Annotated in this window: 15 protein-coding genes; 5 read left to right on the plus strand and 10 right to left on the minus strand. The window is 74.1% G+C overall.

The window, feature by feature from the left end; genetic code table 11:
* Window positions 1–5 precede the first annotated feature (5 nt).
* Window positions 6–422, minus strand: a complete 417-nt coding sequence (locus tag ACFQ8Y_RS08850) for a cupin domain-containing protein (RefSeq protein WP_430563377.1) — start codon at window positions 420–422, stop codon at window positions 6–8.
* A complete protein-coding gene (locus ACFQ8Y_RS08855; protein WP_430585232.1) occupies window positions 419–1,336 on the minus strand; it encodes a helix-turn-helix transcriptional regulator in 918 nt (305 codons plus the stop codon). Before ACFQ8Y_RS08855 ends, ACFQ8Y_RS08850 begins: the two co-directional genes overlap by 4 nt.
* 101 nt (window positions 1,337–1,437) lie before the next feature.
* Here ACFQ8Y_RS08855 and ACFQ8Y_RS08860 point away from each other — a divergent pair, with 101 nt between their 5' ends.
* Entirely contained in the window at window positions 1,438–2,859 is a 1,422-nt protein-coding gene (locus tag ACFQ8Y_RS08860) for an MFS transporter (protein WP_430585233.1), read from the plus strand.
* Window positions 2,860–2,864: 5 nt separating this feature from the next.
* Here ACFQ8Y_RS08860 and ACFQ8Y_RS08865 read toward each other — a convergent pair whose 3' ends face one another.
* The gene (locus ACFQ8Y_RS08865) at window positions 2,865–4,112 is read right to left on the minus strand and encodes an ATP-binding protein (RefSeq protein WP_430585234.1); all 1,248 of its coding nucleotides are present in this window, start codon (window positions 4,110–4,112) and stop codon (window positions 2,865–2,867) included.
* Window positions 4,113–4,310: 198 nt separating this feature from the next.
* On the opposite strand from ACFQ8Y_RS08865, the gene ACFQ8Y_RS08870 reads away from it, so the two are divergent.
* From ACFQ8Y_RS08870 to ACFQ8Y_RS08885, 4 genes are read left to right on the plus strand one after another with little or no spacing between them, the layout of a single operon-like run.
* Window positions 4,311–5,201, plus strand: coding sequence for an aldo/keto reductase (locus tag ACFQ8Y_RS08870; protein WP_430585235.1), 891 nt, complete (start codon window positions 4,311–4,313; stop codon window positions 5,199–5,201).
* Window positions 5,202–5,204: 3 nt separating this feature from the next.
* Window positions 5,205–5,933, plus strand: coding sequence for a carboxymuconolactone decarboxylase family protein (locus ACFQ8Y_RS08875; RefSeq protein WP_430585236.1), 729 nt, complete (start codon window positions 5,205–5,207; stop codon window positions 5,931–5,933).
* Window positions 5,930–6,382 (plus strand): DUF2255 family protein, encoded by a 453-nt coding sequence (locus ACFQ8Y_RS08880; protein WP_430585237.1) that lies wholly within the window; start codon window positions 5,930–5,932, stop codon window positions 6,380–6,382. The genes ACFQ8Y_RS08875 and ACFQ8Y_RS08880 overlap by 4 nt, the downstream gene beginning before the upstream one ends.
* The gene (locus ACFQ8Y_RS08885; protein WP_430551467.1) at window positions 6,379–7,815 is read left to right on the plus strand and encodes a DUF2252 domain-containing protein; all 1,437 of its coding nucleotides are present in this window, start codon (window positions 6,379–6,381) and stop codon (window positions 7,813–7,815) included. Before ACFQ8Y_RS08880 ends, ACFQ8Y_RS08885 begins: the two co-directional genes overlap by 4 nt.
* A gap of 65 nt (window positions 7,816–7,880) precedes the next feature.
* Here ACFQ8Y_RS08885 and ACFQ8Y_RS08890 read toward each other — a convergent pair whose 3' ends face one another.
* Genes ACFQ8Y_RS08890 through ACFQ8Y_RS08920 form a run of 7 tightly spaced genes read right to left on the minus strand, consistent with a single transcriptional unit; the run spans window position 7,881 to window position 15,577 of the window.
* The gene (locus ACFQ8Y_RS08890; RefSeq protein WP_430551468.1) at window positions 7,881–8,129 is read right to left on the minus strand and encodes a DUF2630 family protein; all 249 of its coding nucleotides are present in this window, start codon (window positions 8,127–8,129) and stop codon (window positions 7,881–7,883) included.
* Window positions 8,130–8,173: 44 nt separating this feature from the next.
* The gene (locus ACFQ8Y_RS08895; RefSeq protein ID WP_430551469.1) at window positions 8,174–8,605 is read right to left on the minus strand and encodes a GNAT family N-acetyltransferase; all 432 of its coding nucleotides are present in this window, start codon (window positions 8,603–8,605) and stop codon (window positions 8,174–8,176) included.
* A gap of 10 nt (window positions 8,606–8,615) precedes the next feature.
* Window positions 8,616–9,986 carry a cellulase-like family protein gene (locus tag ACFQ8Y_RS08900; RefSeq protein WP_430585238.1) on the minus strand — a complete coding sequence of 457 codons (1,371 nt, stop codon included), beginning with the start codon at window positions 9,984–9,986 and terminating at the stop codon, window positions 8,616–8,618.
* A 5-nt stretch (window positions 9,987–9,991) separates the two neighbouring features.
* The gene (locus ACFQ8Y_RS08905) at window positions 9,992–10,888 is read right to left on the minus strand and encodes a carbohydrate ABC transporter permease (RefSeq protein ID WP_430585239.1); all 897 of its coding nucleotides are present in this window, start codon (window positions 10,886–10,888) and stop codon (window positions 9,992–9,994) included.
* A complete protein-coding gene (locus tag ACFQ8Y_RS08910) occupies window positions 10,885–11,820 on the minus strand; it encodes a carbohydrate ABC transporter permease (protein ID WP_430585240.1) in 936 nt (311 codons plus the stop codon). The genes ACFQ8Y_RS08905 and ACFQ8Y_RS08910 overlap by 4 nt, the downstream gene beginning before the upstream one ends.
* A complete protein-coding gene (locus ACFQ8Y_RS08915; protein ID WP_430585241.1) occupies window positions 11,817–13,145 on the minus strand; it encodes an ABC transporter substrate-binding protein in 1,329 nt (442 codons plus the stop codon). The genes ACFQ8Y_RS08910 and ACFQ8Y_RS08915 overlap by 4 nt, the downstream gene beginning before the upstream one ends.
* Window positions 13,136–15,577 carry a beta-galactosidase gene (locus tag ACFQ8Y_RS08920; RefSeq protein ID WP_430585242.1) on the minus strand — a complete coding sequence of 814 codons (2,442 nt, stop codon included), beginning with the start codon at window positions 15,575–15,577 and terminating at the stop codon, window positions 13,136–13,138. The genes ACFQ8Y_RS08915 and ACFQ8Y_RS08920 overlap by 10 nt, the downstream gene beginning before the upstream one ends.
* Window positions 15,578–15,615 lie beyond the last annotated feature (38 nt).

The raw sequence follows: 15,615 nt of genomic DNA on the forward strand, positions 1-15,615 counted from the left end.
CGCCGTCAGACGTCGAGCCAGGGCGCGCGGGCGTACTCCTCGTCCGTGACGTGCTCCAGCCAGGTGGTCGTGGCGGCCGGGTCGTCGGCGTTCTCGAGCATCGCCAGGTGCTCCATGAAGTCGTCCGGCGACGCCCCGTGCCAGTGCTCCTCCCCCGGCGGGCAGTAGACCGTCTCGCCCGGCCGGGCCTCGACGACCACGCCGTCGCGCGTGCCGACCAGCGCGACACCCGACACGACGTGCAGCGTCTGCCCGCGGGCGTGCGAGTGCCACGCGGTGCGGGCCGCGGGCGCGAACCGCACGAGCGCCACGACCATCCGCTGGTCGCCCTCCTGCGGCGTGACGATCGGGTCGAGCCACACGTCGCCGCGGAACTGCTCGGGCGGGTTCTTCGTGGTCGCGGGGCGGGGAAGCTTCTTCATCGGTCGGTGGCTCCTTCTCGGGCGGAGGCGGCGGGCGCCGTGAGCGTGGTGGCCGCCCACGACGCCAGCAGCTTGAGCCCGTCCTCGGACGGCGAGCCGGGCTGCGCGCTGTAGACGTTCATCTGCAGCCCCGGGTCGGCGGGCAGCACGAGGGCCTCGTAGTCGAGCTCGAGCAGCCCGACCGCCGGGTGGTGAAACACCTTCGTGCCCGTGCGGTGCAGGCGCACGTCGTGCGACGCCCACAGCCGGCGGAAGTCCTCGCTGCGCGTGGACAGCTCGCCCACCAGGGCGGTGAGGGCCTTGTCGTACGGGTTCTTGCCCGCCTCGGCGCGCAGGATCGCGACGGCGTCGTGGGCCATCCGCGGCGACTTCTCGCCGAAGAACGCCGCGGCGGCGTCGGGGTCGAGGAAGTGGAAGCGGGCGCTGTTGACCGGCTTGCCCGCGACCTGCTCCGGCGAGTCGTACAGCGGCGCGTACAGGGCGCGGCCCAGGACGTTCGTGCCGAGGACGTCGAGCCGTCCGTTGCGGACGAAGGCGGGGACGTCGCCCATGGCGTCGAGGATCCGCTGCACGACCGGGCGCACGGAGCCGGGCGGGGTGCGGCGCGCCCGCGACCGGGCCGCGCCGGACGCGTTGGCGGCCCGCGCGAGGTCGAACAGGTGCAGCCGCTCCGCCTCGTCGAGCTGGAGCGCCTCCGCGAGCGCCTCCAGCACCTCCTCGGACACCCCGCCGAGGTTCCCGCGCTCCAGCCGGGTGTAGTAGTCGACGCTCACGCCCGCGAGCATCGCCACCTCCTCGCGCCGCAGCCCCGGCACGCGCCGGTTGCCGCCGTACGCGGGCAGGCCGGCCTTGTCCGGGGTGATCCGCGCCCGGCGGGTGGCCAGGAACTCCCGCGTCTCCGCCTTCAAGTCCATGCCTCGACGGTACGTCGGCGCCCCCGGCCCCGGGAGGTACTGGCGTTACCGGGGACGCCCGGGACTCCCCCGCCCGTGCGGGCCGCCGTCTGATGGACGGCATGACCAGCGCACCCCCCGCTCCCACCGGCGTCCTGACCAGGACCACCGCAGAGCCCCCGACCCGTCGCGGCACCACCGCGGTCCTGGCGATCATCCTCGTCGGCTACTTCATGGTGATCCTGGACAACTCGATCGTGATCACCGGGCTGCCGCACCTCCAGGACGAGCTCGGCATGTCCGCGACGGCTCTCGCCTGGGTGCAGGACGCCTACCTGCTGACCTTCGGCGGCCTGCTGCTGCTCGGCGCCCGCGCGGGCGACATCCTCGGGCGACGGCGCATGTTCGTGGTCGGGCTGGCGCTGTTCACGCTCGCGTCCGTCGCGGTCGGGCTCGCGCCGACGGGCGGCTGGCTCGTCGCGGCGCGCGCCGTGCAGGGCGTCGGCGCCGCGGTGCTCGCGCCGTCGACCCTCGCGCTGCTCACGGCGAGCTTCCCCGAGGGGCCCGAGCGGATCCGCGCGACGGCGGCGTACGGCGCGGTGGCAGGCATCGGCGCGAGCGTCGGGCTCGTCGTCGGCGGCCTGCTCGCCGACCTCGTCTCCTGGCGCGCGGGCTTCCTCGTGAACCTGCCTGTCGGCGTCGTCATGCTGGTCGCCGGGCTGCGGGTGCTGCCGGAGACGCCCCGGTCCCCCGGCCGCTTCGACGTCCCGGGGGCGCTTCTGGCCACGCTCGGCCCGTCGTCGCTCGTCTACGGGTTCGTCCGCGCCGGGGACGACGGTTGGGCCGGTCGCGGGACCCTCGCGGCGCTCGGGCTCGGCGTCGCGCTCCTGGTCGCCCTCGTGGTCGTCGAGCGCAGCGCCGCGCAGCCGGTGCTGCCGCTCGGGCTGTTCGCCAGCCGCGAGCGCGTGGGCGCCTACGCGGCCCGGCTGCTCTTCATCGGCGCGATGATGGGCTTCTTCCTCTTCACCAGCCAGTACCTGCAGGACGAACGCGGCTTCTCGGCGCTCGCGGCAGGCTTCGCCTACTTCCCGATGACGGCGGTCAACTTCGCCGTCGCGCTCGCCGTGCCGCGCCTGCAACGACGGACGAGCGGCCCGGTGCTGCTCGTGGCCGGGCTGGTGCTCGCCGTCGCGGGCATGGCGTGGCTGGGCGCGGTCGACGCCGGCACCTCGTACGCCGTCGGCATCGCGCTGCCGATGACGCTCGTCGGCGCCGGGCAGGGCCTCGCGTTCGGGCCGCTCACGGCGTCGGGCATCGCGGGCGTCGACCGGTCGCAGGCCGGCGCCGCGTCGGGGGTCGTGAACGCGGTGCACCAGCTCGGCGGCGCGCTCGGCATGAGCCTCGTGCTGGCCCTGACCAGCACGTACGCCGCGGCCATGACCGCCGGCGCGGTGCTGCTCCTCGCGGCGCTCGTCGCCGCCGTCCTGCTCGTGCTCCCCTCCGCCGGACGGCAGGCGCGTGAGCCCGCTCGTCGCCGGACGTGATGCGGTCACGCCGTCCAGAGCACGTCCATGGGCACGGCGCTGACCCGGTCGCCGAACGGCCCGCTCGTCCCCCCGGTGTGCAGGACGACCCCGGCGACGAATCGGTCACCCAGCCTGTCGCGCAGCTTGAGCAACCACTTCGCGTCGCGCAGCCCGACCGAGGACGCCGCCTTGACCTCGACGGCGGCGACGCGGCCGTCGTCGGCCTCGAGGATCAGGTCGACCTCGTCGCCGTCCCGGTCCCGGTAGTGACTGATGCGGGCGGTTCGTTCGGCCCATCCCAGCTGACGGCGCAGCTCACCCGCGACGAATCCTTCGAGCAGGTGGCCCGCGACTTCTCCGTTGACCTGCGGTGCGGCACCCGCCGCCGAGACGTTGACCAGACGCGCCGCCAGCCCGGTGTCGAGGAGGGCGATCTTCGGGCGCAGGACGACCCTCTTGGAGAGGTTCGTCGACCACGCCGGGACCCGCTGGACGAGATACAGCGTCTCGAGGAGCTCGAGATGGGGGACGAGCGTGCTGGCAGGGATGCCGGTGTCGCTCGCGACGCGAGCGACGTTCAGCTCCTCACCATCGCGCGCAGCCAGAATCCGGAGGATCAGCGGAAGCTCGCCGAGTCTCTGAAGGTTGGAGACGTCCGGGGCATCCCGCTCCACGATGCGCGCAAGGTAGTTCTCCAACCATTGGCTGCGGCGGCGACCGGCCGGTCGAGCCAGTGCCTCCGGGTAGGCCCCTGCAACGGCCCGCTCGAGGTAGTCGGACCGGTGAAGCCCGCTCTCGTGCCCGAGGAAGGTCTCACCGCCCAGGACCCGGTCCACGAAGTGCTCCTGGCGCCCGGCGAGCTCACCTTGGCTGAATCCGTGCAGCTCGATGGACTCGGCACGGCCCGCGAGGCTGTCCTCGACCGCGGGCAGCCTGAGCAGGTTGGCGGACCCGGTCAGAAGGAAGCGGCCCGGGTGCGGGTCGCGATCGACGACGAGCTTGAGCGCCAGGACCAGCTCAGGGACGCGCTGCACCTCGTCGATGGCCAAGAGACCGTCGGGCAGCTGGTCGAGGAACCCGACCGGGTCCGCCTGAGCCGTGGCACGGGTCAGCTCGTCGTCGAAGGTGACCAGTCGACCTCCGCGTTCGGAGACGATCTCGCGAAGGAGCGTGGTCTTCCCCACCTGGCGCGCGCCTTGGACGACGACGATTCTGGTGTCATCCAATGCCTCGATGACTCGCGTTTTCACGTTCCGAGGAACTCTCGCCATGGGCGGACTCTATCGACGCCCGTGGTTTCGCGACAGCCTGCTCGTGGATTCGCGACAAGTTGCTCGTGGATTCGCGACGCCACGTGCGTGGGTTCGCGACGGCTCGGCATGACGAGTACACGCAGGTTCCAGGGGTTTGACCAGCCGGGTACCAGCAGGGTCTCCCAGGATCGGCGACCCGCTCGTAGCGTGGACGGCATGACGAACCCCGTCCCCACCCTCACCCTGAACAACGGCGTCGAGCTGCCCGCCCTCGGGTACGGCGTCTTCCAGACCCCGCCGGACGAGACGGTCGCGGCGACCGCCGAGGCGCTGCGCGTCGGCTACCGGCACATCGACACCGCCGCCGCGTACGGCAACGAGCGCGAGGTCGGCGAGGCGCTCCGCCGCTCCGGCGTCGACCGCGACGACGTCTTCCTCGAGACGAAGGTCTGGATCAGCGACTACGGGTACGACGCGACGCGGCACGCGTTCGACAAGAGCGCCGGCAAGCTCGGCGTCGAGACGATCGACCTGCTGATCCTGCACCAGGCGCTGCCCAGCCGCTTCGACCTCACCATCGAGGCGTACAAGGCCCTCGAGCAGCTCCTCGCCGACGGGAAGGTCCGCGCGATCGGCGTCAGCAACTTCATGCCCGAGCACCTGGACCGGCTGCTGGCCGAGACGTCCGTGGTGCCGGCCGTCAACCAGGTCGAGGTGCACCCGTACTTCCGCCAGCCCGACGTCCTGGCCGCCGACGCCGCGCACGGCATCCTCACCCAGGCGTGGTCGCCCATCGGCGGCATCACGTTCTACCGCGACTCCGGCCACACCAGCACGCTGCAGGACCCGACGATCCTGCGTCTCGCCGAGGCGCACGGCGCGACGCCCGCGCAGGTGATGCTGCGCTGGCACCTCCAGCAGGGCCGTTCCGCGATCCCCAAGTCCGTCACGCCGAGCCGCATCGCGGAGAACCTCGACGTCACCGGCTTCGAGCTCACCGCCGCCGAGCTGGCCGCGATCGACGCCCTCGACACCGGCCGCCGCGGCGGCCCCGATCCCGCCGACGTCACGCTGGAGACGTTCGGCCGCGAGATCCCGGAGGCCTGACCGATGCCCCTCGCCGACACCTCGCTCGCCGCCACCGACCCGGAGCTGGTCGCGATCGCGGACCGGTTCGCCGACGACGTCGAGCGCGACGCCCCGCTCGCCCCGCGCCTGCGGGGCCTGCTGCGGGTCGCCGCCGTCGTCGCGACCGGCGGCACCGCCGTCCTGCGGGTCGAGCTCGACGACGCCCTCGCCGCCGGCGTCACGCCGGTCGAGCTGAAGGAGGTGCTGTACCAGGCGGTCCCGTACGCGGGGCTCGGCCGGGCGGTCGACGCGCTGGTGGTGGCGAACGAGCTGCTCGCCGACCACGACGTCGAGCTCCCGATGCCCGGGCAGGCCACGGTGACGCCCGCGACGCGCGCCGCCGACGGCCTCGCCGTGCAGAAGCGGATCGTCGGCGCCGACGCGGTCGACGCCATGCACGCGAACACCCCCGCCGACGAGCAGCACGTGCAGCGCGCCCTGGCCGCGCACTGCTTCGGCGACCACTACACGCGCGGCGGCCTCGACGTTCCGACCCGCGAGCTGGTCACGCTGGCGCTGCTCGTCGCGCTCGGCGGGGCCGACCCGCAGGTGGCCGGGCACGTGCGCGCGAACCTCCACGTCGGCAACGACCGCGCCACGCTGGTCGCGGTCGTCACCCAGCTGCTGCCCGTCGTCGGCTACCCGCGCACGCTCAACGCCCTGCGCGCCGTCGACGACATCGCCCCGTTCCCCGCCGAGGAGGAGTCATGACCGACTGGAACCCCGCCGACCTGGCGGCGATCGACGGCGACGGCGAGCTCCGCGTCGCAGCGCACCGCCCCGACGGCACGCTGCGCACGCCCCGGATCGTGTGGCACGTCGTGGTCGACGGCGCGCTCTACCTGCGCTCCGTGCGCGGCGTCGAGGGCGCCTGGTACCGCGGCGTGCAGCGCACCGGCACCGGCGAGATCGACGCCGGCGGCGTCCGCGCCGAGGTGAGTTCACCCGCGACGACGCCCACGACGACGCGATCGACGCCGCCTACCACGCCAAGTACGGCGACGGCTCGGCCGTGCGGTCGGTCACCAGCCCGACCGCGCGCTCGACCACCTTGCGCGTGGAACCGCGCTGACCTCTCCCGCACCCTCGGCCGGACCGCCCGGGTGCGACGGTCGGCGGCGGGGCCGACGATCGGACGAGGCATCGGAGGTGGCCCATGAGCACCCGTGACGACGTGGCCGAGGAGCTCCCGCCGCCGCACGACTTCGCGCGCCGCGCCGAGCACGGCAGGAGCGCCCGCCGCCGCACCCCGAGGGCGTCCCACGCGGGATGGACGCCCCCGCCCGACCGCCCCGACCCGGTCGCCCTCCTCGAGGAGCAGGAGGCCACCCGGGTGCCGGAGCTCCTGCCGATCCGGCACCGGCGGATGATGGTCTCGCCGTTCACCTTCTACCGGGGCGCCGCGCTGCTCATGGCGACGGACCTCGCCCGGACGCCCGCGTCGGGGATCGTCACGCAGGTCTGCGGCGACGCGCACCTGTCGAACTTCGGCGTCTTCGGCACGCCCGAGCGGGCGATGGTGTTCGACATCAACGACTTCGACGAGACGCTCCCCGGCCCGTGGGAGTGGGACGTCAAGCGGCTGGCCGCCAGCGTCGAGGTCGCGGGCCGGCACCGCGGGTTCGACGCCGGCCGGCGCCGCGACATCGACCTCGCCGTCGTGCGGGCCTACCGCGAGCGCATGCTGCGGCTGGCGGGGTCGGGCGTGCTCGAGGGGTGGTACGACCGGCTCGACACGGACCGTGTCGTGGCCTGGGTCGAGGCCGAGCACCGCGCGAAGCGGGTCGGCCGCAAGCAGGTCGACCGGCTGGAGGCGGACCTCGCGAAGGCCCGGACGAAGGACAGCACGCGCGCGACCGCCAAGCTCGTCGAGGTGGTCGACGGCGAGCCGCGGATCGCGGCCAGCCCGCCGCTCGTCGTCCCCGTCGAGGACCTCGTGCCCCTCGCGCGCGACCGGGAGCGGGCGGAGGAGTGGATGCGGGGCCTGATCGCCTCGTACCTGCCGACGCTCCAGCCGGAGCACCACCCGATGGCGGAGTACTCGTACGTGCACCTGGCGCGCAAGGTCGTCGGCGTCGGCAGCGTCGGCACGCGGGCCTGGGTCGTGCTGCTGCGCGGCCGCGACGAGGGGGACACCCTCGTGCTCCAGGCCAAGCAGGCGGAGCGCTCGGTGCTGGAGCGCTTCCTGCCGCCGAGCCGGTACGCCAACCACGGCGAGCGGGTGGTGCGCGGGCAGCGGCTCATGCAGGCGGCCGGCGACGTCTTCCTCGGCTGGCAGCGCGTCGCGGGCGTGGACGGCGTCGTCCGCGACTACTACCTCCGCCAGCTCTACGACTGGAAGGGCGGGGTGGACGTCGAGGCGATGGACGCCCCGGGCGCGCGCGCCTACGCCCAGCTCTGCGGAGAGGCGCTCGCGCGGGCGCACGCCCGCTCCGGCGACCGCGTCGCGATCGCCGCCTACCTCGGCCACGGCGACGTCTTCGACCGGGCGGTCGCGGACTTCGCCGCGGACTATGCGGACCAGAACGACCGCGACTACGCCGCCTTCCTGGACGCCGTCGCGTCGGGCCGGCTCGAGGCCGCGGAGGCGTGACGGGCGCGCCCCCGCACGGGCATGGAGGTCTCGGCGAACCGGCGCCCCACGGTCCCGTCCCGGCTCTACCCGCGGTAGCGCTCCACGACCTCCGCGGGGCGGACGGTCGCCTGGTCCGGGTCGCCGCCGAACTCCCGTGCCGCGTGCCGCTGCCGCAGCAGGTCCCAGCACTGATCGAGCCGGGTCTCCGTCGCGGCGAGCTCGTCGTGCTCGGTGCTCGCGTCGATCTCACCCTTCGCGAGCCGCTCGCGCAGCTCCCGTTCCCGGGCGATGAGGTCGCTGATGGTCTGCTGGATGTCGCGGTCGGTCGCCATCGTCCGATGGTCTCGCGCCGGGGCGTGCGCGGCAGCCCGGAGCCTCAGGGCCGGGACGCCAGGACCATCCCGAGACTGTGCGGCGCGGACTCGACGAAGCCCATGCTGCGGTACAGCGGCCGGCCCGGCGCGTCCGCCATGAGGGTGACGTACGGGTCGGCGGGCGCGCGCTCGGCGATCTGGTCGAGCAGCCACCCGAGCACCCGCCGCCCCAGGCCCTGGCGCTGGTGGGCGGGAAGGGTCGCCATGTCGGCGACGTGGAAGTACCAGCCGCCGTCGCCGAGCACGCGCCCCATCGCGACGGCCTCCCCCGTCGGCCGGTGCCGCACGTGGACGAACGCCCAGCTGTTCGCGACGGCGTACCCCGCCTGCTCGGGAGTCTTCGGGCTCAGGCCCGCGTCGCGACGCAGCCGCACGTAGGCCTCGACGTCCGGTGCGGTGGGAACGAGCTCGTACGGGTCCGCGGCGTCGGTCATGCCGCCGACCCTAGGCGGCGCCGGCGACCTCCGGGGCCCCGGGCTCGCCGAGGATGACGGCGGTGCACTCGCGCTGCAGGTCGGCGTCGAGCCACATGGCGTGCTGCGGTGCGGCGTTGGAGCACACGACGGAGCCCCAGGCGCCGACGGCGTCCGCGTGCCGCACGGCGTCCCGGCAGATCTGCGCCCCGACCGGACCCTCCTCGAACCGGGTGTCGCGCGGGGTGTAGCCCACCCAGCCCTCCCCCAGCACGAGCGGGACGCCGAGGCGCGCCGCGTGGTCGGCGGCGACGCCGATCCACTCCCGCAGCCGCTCGGCCATCGCGATGCGGTGCGCGCCGTACCGCTCGTACAGCCACCGGTCCACGGCCTGCGGGTCGCACCAGTCGTGCACGTAGATCTCCGCGTGCCCGACGATCGACGCGCGCCGCTTCCACTCCTCGTCCGGCGGCGGCGCCCACTCGCCGAGCCGCGGCGCACCCGGCCGGAGCAGCTCGGCGTCGGCCCGCGCCTGCGGGAAGTCGGCGGGGTCGCCGCGCAGCGCGAACTCCCGCACCAGGTCGTCCAGGACGCCGTACACGTACGGGTGGACCCCGAGCACCTGGGCGTTGCGCGGCAGCCCCCGCATCGCGGTGACGGGCACGGCGGCGTAGTTCGGTCCGCACAGCACGTCGGGGTGGCGCGCGGAGAAGGCGGCGATGCCGCGCTCGAGCCGGTCGCGCAGCTCCACCACCGGGTCCTCGACGCCGGGCAGCCCTGCGGTGAGGTGCCCGGCCTGCACCTCGTTGTGCGGCTCGACGAACGCCAGGACGTGGTCGAGCCCCTCGTCGCGCAGCAGGTCCACGAGGTCGGCCGTCGCCTCGCCGAGCACGGTCAGCCTGTCCTCGGGGTGCACGGCCTGGAGGGCGTCGTACCAGGCCCGGTCCGCGGCGAACGCCGGGCTCTGCTGGTACTCCCACGACGAGGCGATCACCGTCATGCCGTGCCGGTCGGCGCCGCGGAACAGCTCCAGCAGGTGCGCGCGGGCGTCGACGGTCGTCGGCTCGCGCACGTCGTACCAGCGCACCCGCGACGCGTACCCGCCGCCGATCGGCCCCAGCCGCAGCGCCGTCGTGTCGAGGCCGGAGCGGAACAGCAGGAACGGCATCGCGCAGACCCGCACGGCGTTGTACCCGAGCTCCGCGGCGCGGGCGAACGCCGCGTCCAGGTCCTCGAAGGGCTCCCCCGGCCCGGTGCGCACGTACCAGGAGAAGTCCCACAGCGTGATCGCCAGGCGGCGGGGCAGGTGCGCGGGGACCCCCGCGGCGGTGCCTCCCGGCGTCGCGCCCGTCTGCCTCCGGTCCGGCGTCGACCGGTCCGTCACCATCTTGGGGTCCGTCATCTCGCTCATCCCTTCACCGCCCCTGCGGTCAGGCCGTTGACGAGCTGCTTGCGCAGCACGAAGAACACGATCAGCGCGGGGACGGCCGCGAGCACCGACCCCGCCATCACCAGGTCGTACTGCCGTCCCTCGGCGCCGAACAGCGCCTGCAGCCCCAGTGGCAGCGTGTAGAACTCGGGCTCGGCGATGATCACCAGCGGCCACAGCAGCGTGTTGTACGAGTTGAGGAAGCTCCACACCGCGAGCGCCCCGATCGCGGGCCGCAGCAGCGGCATGACGACCGACAGGAACGTGCGCAGCTCGGAGCACCCGTCGATGCGGGCCGCGTCGAGGAGCTCGTCGGGCACCGACTGCTCGGTGTACTGGCGCATCATGAAGATCCCGAACGCCGGCGCCACCCAGGGCACGACCAGCGCGAAGAACGGGTTCGCCAGCCCCAGCTTCGCGACGAGGACGAACAGCGGCACGACGATCACCGCGAACGGGATGGCGAGCGACGAGAACATCACGTCGAACAGCACCCGCTTGCCGCGGAACTCGTACTTGGCGAACCCGAAGCCGGCCAGGGAGCACAGGAAGACGGTGGCGACGGTGCTGACGGTGGCCACGACGGTGCTCATCAGCATCCACTGCCAGAACGGCTGCGTGGCGAGGAGGTTCGCGTAGCTGTCCAGCGTGGCCGGGTCCGGGATCAACGCGGGCGGGAACGCGAAGATGTCGCCGCGGTCCTTGAACGACGAGGACAGCGCCCACAGCAGCGGCGCGACGTAGACCACGGTCAGGAGGCCGAGCACGACGTACAGGACGGCGCGGCCCGGGCGGAAGCGCCGCGGGGCGCGGGCCGCCCGCCCCGCCACGGGGGTCGCGGCGCGGGGTGCCCGCGCGAGGGTCGGAGTGCTCATCGGTTCCTCCCGACGCCGAACGCGCGGGTGCCGAGCCGGCCCAGCACGAACACGATGACGAACATGACGACGCCGGCGGCCGCGGCGTAGCCGAGCTCCTGACGCTGGAACCCGGCCCGGTAGACGAACATCGAGACCGACAGGGTGGCCTCGCCGGGACCGCCCTGCGTGAGCAGGAACGGCTCCTCGAAGATCTGCGCGGTGCTCACCAGCATCGTCACGGCGATGAAGGCCGTGACCGGCTTGAGCTGGGGCAGCGTGACGGCGAAGAACCGTCGCACGACGCCCGCGCCGTCCAGCTCGGCCGCCTCGTGCAGCTCGCGCGGGATGTTCTGCAGGCCGGCGAGGAAGAAGATCGTGAGGTACCCGGTCCAGCGCCACAGCACCAGCACGACCACGACGACGCGCGCCCACCACGGGTCGGTGAGCCAGGAGACGCCGCCGACACCGAACAGGGCCTCGAGCGTGGCGTTGAGCAGCCCGTACTCGCCGTCGAAGACCAGCCCGAAGATCAGGGCGATGACGATCGGCGACAGCACCACCGGCATGAAGTAGGTGAGGCGGAAGAAGTCCCGCAGCCGCAGCCCTTTGGCGTCGAGCGCCAGCGCGATCAGCAGCGCCAGCGGCAGCACCACGACCATCGCGAACACGGTGTAGAAGGCGGTGTTCGCGAGGGCGGCGCCGAAGCTGGCGTCGCGCAGCAGCCGGGAGTAGTTCGCCAGTCCCACGAACTCCGGGCTGCCCAGCCCGGCCCAGTCGGTGAGGCTCAGGTAGATCCCCGCCCCGACCGGCACCACCATGAAGACCGTGAACAGCAGGAAGAACGGGGAGATGAAGAGGTAGGGCGCCCACTGCCGCCCGCTCCCGCGTCGGGGGGCGCGCGCGGCGTCCCGGGTGGCCGTCGCCGTCGGCGGCCTGGTCAGGGTGCTCACTGCTGCACCTGCCTCTCGTACGTGCGCACCCCGGCCCGCAGCGCCTCCTCGGCACCGACCTGACCGTTGATGGCGCGGAGGATGGGGCCGCCGAGGCTGTCGCGCAGCACCGAGGCGCCCGCGGACTGGTAGAAGAGCGGCATGTCGGCCGCGGCGGCGGAGAAGACCTCGAAGACGCGCTGGCCGCCGAGGTACGGGTCGGTGATCTCCTGGAACTCGGGCGCGTCGTAGAGGTCGACCAGGGTGGGCATGTAGGCGCCCGCGAAGTACCGGGCGAGCTGGCCCTCCTCGGACAGGTAGGCCCGCTGCAGGAAGTCGGTCGCGGCGTCGGTCAGGGGCTGGTCCTTGAGCACCGCGAACGCGGTGCCGCCCATCGTGGAGGCGACGTGCCCCCCGCCCGCGAACCGCGGGATCGTGCGCGCCCGCCACAGCCCGGACTGGTCGGGCGCGTTCGCCTGGAGGCCGTACACCTCGTACCAGTTCGGCATGACGGTCGCGACGAGCCGGCTCCCCTTGAGCGCCGCCGCGGCGGCGCCGCCGTACGGGTCCGCGAGGGCGACGAACGCCCCCGTCCGGACGCCCTCGGCCATGAGCTCGAGCACCTCGACGGCCTCGTCCGAGAGCACGGCGAGGTTTCCGGCGGCGTCGTAGAGGTTCCCGCCGCGCTGCAGGAGCAGCTGCGTGAACCCGTTGACGATGGAGCCGTTGTCGCCGTTGGCCACCATCCCGATCGCCTGGCCGGTGTCCGCGGCGACCTCGGCCCCGACCTCGAGCAGCTCCTCCCAGGTGTCGACGTCCGCCGGGATCCCCAGCTCCTCGAAGAGGTCGGCCCGGTAGAACATCACCGAGATGGAGTTGTCCGACTCCAGCGCGTACACCTTGCCGTCCACGGTGTACGGCTGGGTCTTCAGCAGCCGGTCGCCCAGGGGCGCCGTCAGCGAGGTGAGGTCGACGAACAGGTTCTCCGCGATCCCGGCCCGCATGACGCGGGGGAACTGGTCGATCACCAGCCCGGCCAGGTCCGGCAGCGGCCGCTGCGCGACCGCCTGCGTCACCAGGCGCGAGACGATGTCGGCCGGCGCGACGGAGGTGACGTCCACGCCGAAGGTCCACGCGCTGCCGCCGACGACGGCCGAGTCCGTGGCCGCCTGCGTGAAGTAGCTCGCGTAGCCGGGGTCGTGCGTCCACAGCCCGAGGGACGCCGCTCCCGAAGGAACCGGCGCGGCCGCGGTCGTGGACGAACAGCCCGCGAGCGCCCCGCCGCCCGCGACGCCGAGGCCGGCGACGCCGAGCAGCCGCAGCACCTCGCGCCGGTTCAGGTCCACGACCGCTCCTCCCCCACGGCGAGCACCACCCGCGCCATCCGCACGACGTCGACCGCGGCGACGGCGATCCCGTCGGGCACGTCGCGCACGGACGGGTCCACCCAGACGCCGGTCTCGGCGCGCCACGGCAGCAGCTCCAGCGTCAGGCCGTCGCGGACGACGTCGTCGCGCCACGGCGTGAGGTCGACGTCCCACTCGCGGCCGTGCCAGAAGTGGTCGCTCACGACCTCCCCTCCCACCAGCGCCCGGCCGACGTCGCCCGTCCACGCGACGCGCAGCAGCGCGCGGTCGACGCCGTCCAGCGCGTCGGCGGGCACGTCCAGGTCCACGCGGGCGGCGCCGGAGAAGTCGACCGGCGCGCTGAGCCGGTCCATCGGACCGCCGTGCGCCGGCTCCGGCGGCGCGGGGGCGACCGGGTGCAGGTCCGACGCGACCCGGCGGCGCCCGGCGCCGGGGACGGACAGCGTCCACGTGGACCAGAGCGCGCCGGCCGGCTGGTCGGGGGCGACGTCGGCGGCGATGTCGGCGGCGACGTCGGCGCCCGTGGTCGTCGACGTCAGCGACGCCGGCGCGGGCAGCATCGACACCGTCACCGCCGGTTCCTCCGTGTGCACGACGAGCGCGCCGTCGAGCGCGTACGCCGGGGCGTCGGAGACCACCAGGCGCTCGCGGCCGCCGACGTCGAGGCGGTACAGCCGGTCCGCCGTCGCCTCGTCGAGCACCAGCACGTCGACCCCGCCCGACGGGCCGCCCAGCCGGACCAGGGTGTCGGGACCCGGGCGACCGGTGAGGTCGAGGACCGTCGCGCCGTCCCCGGCGCGCGCCTCCACCGGACCCGTCGCCGTGACGTCGCCGTCGACGACGAGCTCGACGGGCACGCCGTCGGTCGCGACGAGCACGACGAGGTCTCGCCCGGCGTCGATCCGGGTGAGCACCTGCGCCGTCGCGCTGCGCAGCACGAGCCCGTCGCCCAGCGGGAGGCGGAGCGGCCACGCGACCGAGACGCCCGCCGGCAGGTCCACCGGACGCGTGGGCACGGTCACGGTCGCGTCGTCGAGCTCGACGGCGACCTGGACGCCCGGCTGCGGCGGCAGCGGGCGGCGCGCGGGCTGGTACGTGGTGAGGAAGGCGTACCCGCGGCGGCCGTCCGACCGCACCGACCAGCGCAGGTCCTCCGGGTCGTCGCTCCCCCCGCCCACGGTGGTCGTCATGGCCGCGATCTCGGCGCCGTCGGCCTGGAGCCACAGGTGCTGGCGGCGCAGCAGGTGGTGGTGGCGGCGCACCTGGCCGTGCTCGCCGACGGGGGCGCCGAAGTCGTAGGTGCGGGTGGGCACGTCGTTCGGGTACCCGGTGGCGTGCGACTCCTGCTCCGTGCCGTGCGGCCCGACGCGCTGGGTGCCGCCGGCGTACATGTAGTACCCCTGCCAGACGGAACCGCTGCCGACCTTCGCGAGCGCGAGGGCGGCCACGTCGTCGGGCGTCACGAGCGGCCGCCGGTGGTAGGCGACGTGCATCCCGCCGCCGAGCTCGCAGGTCGCGTACGGCAGGGCGTCGTCGTCCTTGAGCGCCACCGCGTCGGGTGCCACGACGATGCCGTCGAGGGCCTCGCGCAGGTCGGCGCCCACCGAGAGGTCGTCGCGCACCGTGCTGTACCGGAAGTGCACGGGCGAGAACGCCGGCCACTCGGTCTCGGCGTCCTCCCAGAACCCGTCGGCGTACGCGCTGTACAGGGGCAGCAGGGTGGCGGGCACCTGCGCGCCGCCCCACCCGGTCGCGGTCCAGACCGGCACCCGCAGGCCCAGCTCCTCCGCGGTGGTGCGCAGGGTGGCGAGGTGCTCGGGCTGGTCGTAGAGCTCGTTGTCCACCTGGGCCCCGACGACCGGCCCGCCCTCGGCGTGCGTGAGGCCGTCGAGCTGCGCGACCGCCTGCGCGTAGTAGGCCCGCACCAGGTCGAGGTAGGCGGGGTCGTTCGTGCGCGTCGCCAGCCCGCGCTCGACGAGCCAGTCGGGGAAGCCGCCGTACCGCGCCTCGCCGTGCGCCCACGGCCCCAGCCGGACGACGACGTCGAGCCCGTGCCGGCCGGCCGTCTCGACGAACGCGCGCAGGTCGAGGTTCCTGTCCCAGCGGAAGTCGCCCGGTGCGGGCTCGTGCGCCTGCCAGAAGACGTACGTCGCCACGGAGTCCAGCCCGCCCGCCTTCGCGTGCCCCAGCACCTCCGACCAGCGGTCGCGCGGGACGCGCGAGTAGTGCACCTCGCCCGTCACGGGGAACCAGGGCCGCCCCGCCCGCTCGAGGTACCGGCTGGTCACGGCCACCGCGTCCGACGCGCCGGGCGGGTCGCCCAGCTCGAGGTGGTCGCGGCGCGGCGGGGACGGGCGGCGGGCCCGCACGCGGTGCGTGACGGACCGTCGGCTGTCGAGGGCGTCGGGCATGGGCTCTCTCCTTCGAGAAGCGGGGTCGGGGCGGGCGG

The sequence above is a fragment of the Isoptericola sp. NPDC056605 genome (assembly GCF_042792795.1).
Classification (GTDB): domain Bacteria; phylum Actinomycetota; class Actinomycetes; order Actinomycetales; family Cellulomonadaceae; genus Isoptericola.